At 73.7% G+C, this 6,526-nt stretch carries 5 protein-coding genes; 2 read left to right on the top strand and 3 right to left on the bottom strand.

Going from position 1 to position 6,526, the window contains the following annotated elements; genetic code table 11:
• Positions 1–11 precede the first annotated feature (11 nt).
• Positions 12–1,325 carry an MFS transporter gene (locus D471_RS0104765; RefSeq protein ID WP_017597576.1) on the bottom strand — a complete coding sequence of 438 codons (1,314 nt, stop codon included), beginning with the start codon at positions 1,323–1,325 and terminating at the stop codon, positions 12–14.
• Positions 1,326–1,735: 410 nt separating this feature from the next.
• Here D471_RS0104765 and D471_RS0104760 point away from each other — a divergent pair, with 410 nt between their 5' ends.
• Positions 1,736–3,115: a dicarboxylate/amino acid:cation symporter gene (locus tag D471_RS0104760; protein WP_017597575.1), complete on the top strand. Its 1,380-nt coding sequence runs from the start codon at positions 1,736–1,738 to the stop codon at positions 3,113–3,115.
• Positions 3,116–3,167: 52 nt separating this feature from the next.
• On the opposite strand, the gene D471_RS0104755 is transcribed toward D471_RS0104760, so the two are convergent.
• Positions 3,168–4,007, bottom strand: coding sequence for an alpha/beta fold hydrolase (locus D471_RS0104755; RefSeq protein WP_017597574.1), 840 nt, complete (start codon positions 4,005–4,007; stop codon positions 3,168–3,170).
• A gap of 23 nt (positions 4,008–4,030) precedes the next feature.
• Positions 4,031–5,314, bottom strand: coding sequence for an MFS transporter (locus D471_RS0104750; RefSeq protein ID WP_017597573.1), 1,284 nt, complete (start codon positions 5,312–5,314; stop codon positions 4,031–4,033).
• Between the two features lie 229 nt (positions 5,315–5,543).
• On the opposite strand from D471_RS0104750, the gene D471_RS0104745 reads away from it, so the two are divergent.
• Positions 5,544–6,305: a DUF998 domain-containing protein gene (locus D471_RS0104745; RefSeq protein WP_017597572.1), complete on the top strand. Its 762-nt coding sequence runs from the start codon at positions 5,544–5,546 to the stop codon at positions 6,303–6,305.
• Positions 6,306–6,526: the final 221 nt, after the last annotated feature.

The following is a 6,526-nucleotide window of genomic DNA, read 5'->3' as shown; positions in this document are numbered from 1 at the left end:
CCCCCCCCCCGTCAGTCCCCAGCCCCGGCGGCGGCCAGGGCGCGCTCGACGGTGGCGGTGGTCAGGTGGCGGGCCGCCACCACCACGAGCGCGAAGCTGAGCGCGCCTGACACCAGGAAGGGCGCCGACAGCGCGGCCGTGCGCCCCACGACCCCTTCGAGGGCCGCCGCGACGCCGCCGCCCAGCGCCATACCGATCGGGGCGGCACCCCACCCGAGGGTGCGGTAGGCCGACAGCACCCGGGAGAGCAGCCGGTCGGGGATGACGCGCTGGCGCAGCGACAGGGTGAGCACGTTCCACCACACGACGGCGAACCCGACCACGACCCACAGCACCGCGAACAGCGCCACGCTCGGGAACACCGCGACGGCGGTGTAGGCCGCGCCCTGGACGGCCAGGGCCAGGGTGAGGGTGGCGCCGGGCGGCACGCGCGGGATCAGCCACGGCACGAACTGGGCGCCGACGATCATCCCGGCGGCCGTGGCGGTGAGCAGCAACCCGTACCCGCGCGGCCCCAGGCCCAGCACGTCCTGGGCGAACAGCACCAGGATCGCGCTGTTCATCGTCCCCGCCAGGTTGGACAGGGCCAGCACCAGGGCCAGGGTGCGCAGGAGCCGGTGCCGCCACAGCCACACCACCCCTTCGGCCAGCATCACGCGCATCGGGGGGTGTTCCTCCTCCCCCTCCTTCCCCTCGGGCCCGAACCGGCGCGGACCCCCGCGCAGGGTGAGCAGCACCAGCACGGCGCACGCCACGAGGGCGGCCTGCGCGCCGAACGCCCACGCCACCGACACCGCGACCAGGAGCCCGGCCACCGGGGCGCCCACGAACCGGCTGGCGACCTCCCCGACGCTGAACAGGGTGCCGTTGGCGCGCTCCAGGCGCTCGCGCGGCACGACCGACGGCAGCAGCGCCTGGGCCGTGTTGTCGAACAGCACCTCGCACACCCCGACCAGCAGCGCCGCCGCCACCACGGTCCCCACGCCGGCCGTGTCCGCGGCCACCAGCACGGCCAGGGCGACCAGGACCATCGCCTTGCCGCCGCCGGAGAACGCCATCAGGCGCCGCCGGTCCACCCGGTCCCCCACCACCCCCGCGACCAGCGCCATGAGCAGCCACGGCAGCCGGGTGGCCGCACCGACCGCGGCCACCGCCAGGGGGTCGTCGGTCAGGGTGGAGGCGTACCAGGGCAGGGCGACCAGCGCGACGCCGTCGCCGAGGTTGCCCAGGGCGCTGGCGCCCAACAGCCGCCAGTAGTCGCCGCCCAGCCGTTCGCCTCCGGAGGCGGGACGGTGTCGGGAACGTTCGTCGTCGGCCGCGGTCACGGGAGGCCTTCCGGATCAGGGGCGGGAAGGCCCACCATGGCACGGGCCGGGTCCGGCCGTCACCGGGCTTCGCCGCCCGCGGAACGGGCCGGGGGCGCGGTCGCCACCCTCGCCGGGGTGAAAACCTCCCCTTCCCCTCCCCCTTCGGTTTCTGGCTCTTCACGGGCCTGTTCCTGGTCGGTCTGGCGGCACTGTCCCGGGGGACGGTGTCGGCCCACCTCGGCTTCGGTGTGTTCGCCGCGCCCCGGGGCGGTCGTCCTGACCTGGCGGGAACCGAGGGGGGCGGCCGACGGCCCGTGGGGGGCGGTTCGGTCGCGCGGCGTGACGGCGGAGACACGATCGTGACGTGTGTGCTGGGTCACGCTTCGGTATGAACCGGTCACCCGTTCCCCCAGCGCGTAAGGACGACGATGTCCACGACCACCCCCTCGGCGCCGCGTTCACCGTGGCGCCGCTACCTCGACATCCCCCTCATCTGGAAGATGGCCGTGGCCCTGACCGCGGGCGTGGCCTTCGGACTGGCCGCCAACGTCCTGGGCTGGCAGGACTGGGCCCTGCCCGTCCTGGAACCCCTCGGCGAGCTCTTCCTGCGCCTGCTGCGGATGCTGATCCTGCCGCTGATCATCACCACCCTGATCGCGGGAGTGGCCTCGCTCTCCCCCCAGCGCCTGGGCCGCATCGGCCTCAAGGTCCTGGCGTTCTACCTGGTCACGTCGGCGCTGGCGATGACGGTCGGGGTGGCGTTGGCCATGGCGGTCTCCCCCGGATCCGGGCTCGACGCCCCCGAGCAGGGCCAGGCGGCGCCCGAGCCGACGCCCGTGACCGAGGTCCTGCTCGACATCGTCCCCGCCGACCCGTTCCAGGCGCTGGCCGAGGGCAACGTCCTGGCCGTGATGTTCGGCGCGATCGTGGCGGGGCTGGCCCTGGCCTTCATGCTCGGCAGCGGCGACGACCGCGTCCGGGAGTCGGGTCTGCTGCTCAAGCGCGTCGTGGACGGCGCGGTCGAACTGGTCTTCAGGGTCGTGCGCGGCGTCCTGGAGTACGCCCCGGTCGGTGTGTTCGCGTTGATCGCCGCCGTCCTGACCGAGACCGGCACCGAGGTGATCGTGCCCCTGCTGCGGCTCACGGCCGTCGTCTACGGGGCGATCCTCGTCCAGATCATCGCCTACGTCCTGATCCTGGCGCTGTTCCGGGCGCCCCTGACGCGGTTCTTCACGGCGGCCAAGGACCCGATGCTGACCGCCTTCGTCACCCGCTCCAGCAGCGGAACCCTCCCGGTCACCACCCAGGCGGCCCGGCGGATGGGCGTGCGCGAGGGCGTCTACGGGTTCAGCCTCCCGCTGGGCGCCACCATCAACATGGACGGCACCGCGATCTACGTCGGCGCGGCCACCGTGTTCGTCGCCAACATCGCCGGGGTCCAACTCAGCCTCGGACAGCTGCTCACGGTCGTGCTGGTGGGTGTCCTGGCCTCGGTCGGCACGGCCGGGGTTCCCGGGGCCGGACTGGTCATGCTGTCGATGGCCGTGACCTCGGTGGGCCTGCCCCTGGCCCCGGTGGGCTGGGTCGCCGGGATCGACGCGATCCTGGACATGGGCCGCACCATGTGCAACGTCACCGGTGACCTGACCGCCACCAGGGTCGTGGCCGGGACGGAGCGGGGGATGCTGGGCGATCCCGACGGTTTCGCGCACTCCCCGGGCGGTGGTTCCGATGCCGACGACGAACCGGTCCGTGACGGCCCGGACGGTCCCGGTGCCGGCACCGGGACCACCGACGAACGGGGCTGACGCCCCCGGGCGGCCCGCCGGGCGCGGGGCCGGTGAGCGGACCGGACGCCGCTCACCGGCCCCGGCGGGTGCGCCGTTGCTCCAGGAACCGGCGCAGGACCTCGTTGAACCGGTCCGGCCGTTCCAGGTTGGGCAGGTGGGCGGCTCCCTCCACGATCTCCACCACCGAGTCCGGCACGAGCACGTGCATGGCCTCGGCGAGCTCGGGCGGGGTGAAAGGATCCTCCCGCCCCGCGACCAGGAGCGTCGGACACGACACCCGCTTGAGCAGTGGCACGTGGTCGGGCCGCCGGGCCCGCCCCCGCAGAGCGGCCGCGGCCCCCTCCGGCGGAACCGCGCGCATCATGGCACGCACGCGGGCGGCGACCTCGGGCATCCCACGCACGTTGGCCGGGCTCATCATCCCCACGATCATCTCGTCGGCGTACCCGCCCATGCCCTCGGCCGACAGACGCTCGGCCATCCGCTGGCGGTCTCCCCGGCCCCGCTCGGTCTCGGCGTGCGGGGTGGTGGCCACCAGGGTGAGCGTGTCGACCCCGTCGGGGAAGAGCCGGTACAGCTCCAAGGCGACCTGGGCGCCCATGGACAACCCGACGATCCCCACCACGCCCAGGCCCAGGTGGCCGACCAGGGCCGCCAGGTCACGGGCGAACGTCTCCAGGGTCGTGGTTCCGGGCACGACCGAGCTGTGGCCGTACCCACGCAGATCGGGGGTGATGACCCGGTAGCCGCGCCCGGCCAGTGCCCGTACCTGCGGCTCCCACACCGTGCGGTCGAAGGGATGGCCGTGGATCATCAGAAGGGGGTAGCCGGCGCCACGGTCGGTGTAGCTGACGTCGATCCCGCGCACGGAGGCGGTGCCCGGGGTATCGCTGTTCGTGGTGTTCGTCATCTGATATCCCACAGTCCCCGATGCTATTGGCTCGCACACGAACTGTCTCGGCCCCGTCGCGCACCGGAGCGCGCCCACACCGCCGCGGCCAGCAGGTAGGGGGCCGCGAACAGGGCGAAGGCCTCCGCGTGCCCGAGGAGGGCGAACGCACCCGCGTACACAGCGTAGGAGGTGAGGGTGAGGGCGTCGGTGCCCAGCCCCGCCAAGGACGTCACCGTGGCCCGGCTGGGGCCGGTGATGCTGTCCTGGAGCCGCGCGTCGACGAGCACGTCCATGGATTGGCAGGCGCCGAACCCCACCCCGATCAGGGCCCACCCGAGGGGGCCGCCCAACAGCGCGCCCGCCCCGATGGCGACCCCGCCCGCGCCCAGCAGGAACGGCAGGGCGCGGGCGGGCAGGCGGGCGGCGGGCCCGGCGGCCAGTCCTCCGACGCTGGCCCCGGTCCAGGCCACCAGGACGACGAACGGCNCGACCGCCAGCAACGGCAGGTACTCGTCCAACACGCCCCAGAACACGCCGACCACGATCACGAGCACGATCGCCGTGCGAACGGCGCGGCTGGCCCGGGCCTCGGCCAGACCGGCGCGCAACGCGGCGGTGTAGGCGGACACGGGCGGTTTCTCGGAGGCTCGCGCGTCCACCTGGCCGTCCGGTCCGTCCGCGTCGTCCACACCGCCGGTGCGGTCACGCGCGCCGTCGGCCTCAGACGCCGCGGCGTCCTCCCGGTGTTCGGGCAGGGCCAGCCCGGTGAGGAAGCACAGCGCACACGCGGCGACGCTGGCCGCGCCGACCGCCGGGTAGCCGCCCGCGGACATGACGGGGATCGCCAGCAGTGTGGCGCCGCCCGCGGCCACCACCCCCAGCGTGCGCCGCACGCCCATGATCGCGGCGTAGCGGTCCGTCGCGTCCCGGAGGGCGAGTTCGGTGTGCACCAGTGCCTCCAGGGCGCCGGAGGACAGAGCACCGCCCGCCCCCCACAGGACGAAGCCGAGGGCGAAGGCCCAGTAGGAGGGTGCCACCAACCACAGGGTGAAGGCCGCGGCGGCCAGGAGCGGGGCGGCGGCCAGCAGGTAGCGCCGCGGCACCACGTCGGCCCAGGCGCCGGACGGGACGGCGACGAGGAGGCCGGTCGCCGACCAGAGGAAGAACAGGGAGCTGATCTGGGCCACCGACAGGCCGTGTTCCTGGAACAGCAGCGCGTACAGGGGGTAGAGGAGGATGAACTCCTCGGTGGCGGCGTAGGCGTACAGCGGCAGCGTCAGACGTGACGTGCGCGCGCCGGACACGCGGGAGGACAGGGTTCGCATGGAGGTCTTTCGGTCGCACGACGAGGGACACCGGGTGTGGGGTCCTCCCGGTGGTCCGCGTGCGTGTGCCGTCGACCGGCCTGTGGCGGGGGATCAATGTCGCTTGCGCATGGCACCACCCTACGCCCGCGGCGCGCTGCGGAGTAAGGAGAAGGACCGTCTTTCCCGCTCGGGCGCGATGCGGTAGGCAGGACGCTGACCACAGGGTCGAACACGATCGGAGGAGCGGGTGGACGGCACGCGGACCACACGGGCGCTGCTGTGGTCGGGGGTGGTCTCGGGGCCGCTGTTCGTCGCCGGGTTCCTCCTGGCCGGGGTCGTGCACCTGCCCGACTACGACCTGCTCCGCCACCCGGTGAGCGGGTTGGCTCTGGGTGAGCACGGGTGGGCGCAGACGGCCAACTTCCTCGTCGCCGGGACTTTGGGCCTGGCCTTCGCCGTGGGGCTGCGCCGCGCGCTCAGGCCTCGCCCCGCGGCGGCGCCCGGCGGGGCCGCCGGACCAGGGCGCCGCGGGGGCGCGGGTTCGGTGTGGGTCCCCCTGATGGTGGGCGCCTACGGGATCGGGCTGGTCGGCTCCGGTGTGTTCGTCACCGACCCGGTCAGCGGCTACCCTCCCGGAACGCCCGACCCGATCTCCTACACCCCCGTCGGCGTGCTCCACGACCTCTTCTCCGCCCCCGTCTTCCTGGGGTTGCCCGTGGCCATGGTGGTCATGGCCCGCGCGACGGCCCGCTGGGGGCGCCCCGGCTGGGTCGTGTACTCGCTGCTCACCGCCGTGGTCTTCGTGACGTGCTTCGTCCTGGCCAGCCTCGGCTTCGGCCAGGCGGGCGGGTGGGCTCCCCTCGGCGGGCTGTTCCAGCGGCTGAGTCTGGTCAGCGGACTGACCTGGCTGTCCCTGCTCGGGCTGTACCTGTTGGGCGCGCGACCGTTCACGGGCCGCCCGCCCACACCCCCTCCCGTCGCCGCCACCACCCGCGGGTTCGAGGACTGAGCCACCGAGCGCCCGGCGGACGAAGCACCGTCCGCCCCTCCGGGCACACCCACACACGAGAACGACGCGGTGTGTAATCAGTGATATTCACACGGTATCGATCTAGCATGTGGCCGAGCGGACGGACCGACACCGAACGCCACCAGTGCGGTCACATGGCCTCCCACCAGGACGTCATGCCCGCGGTCGGGACGCACGGCGCACCCCGTGACCGTCCCTGT

The organism is Nocardiopsis lucentensis DSM 44048 (assembly GCF_000341125.1).
In the GTDB taxonomy this organism is placed as follows: Bacteria; Actinomycetota; Actinomycetes; order Streptosporangiales; family Streptosporangiaceae; genus Nocardiopsis; species Nocardiopsis lucentensis.
This window is presented reverse-complemented; position numbering and strand designations above follow the sequence as displayed.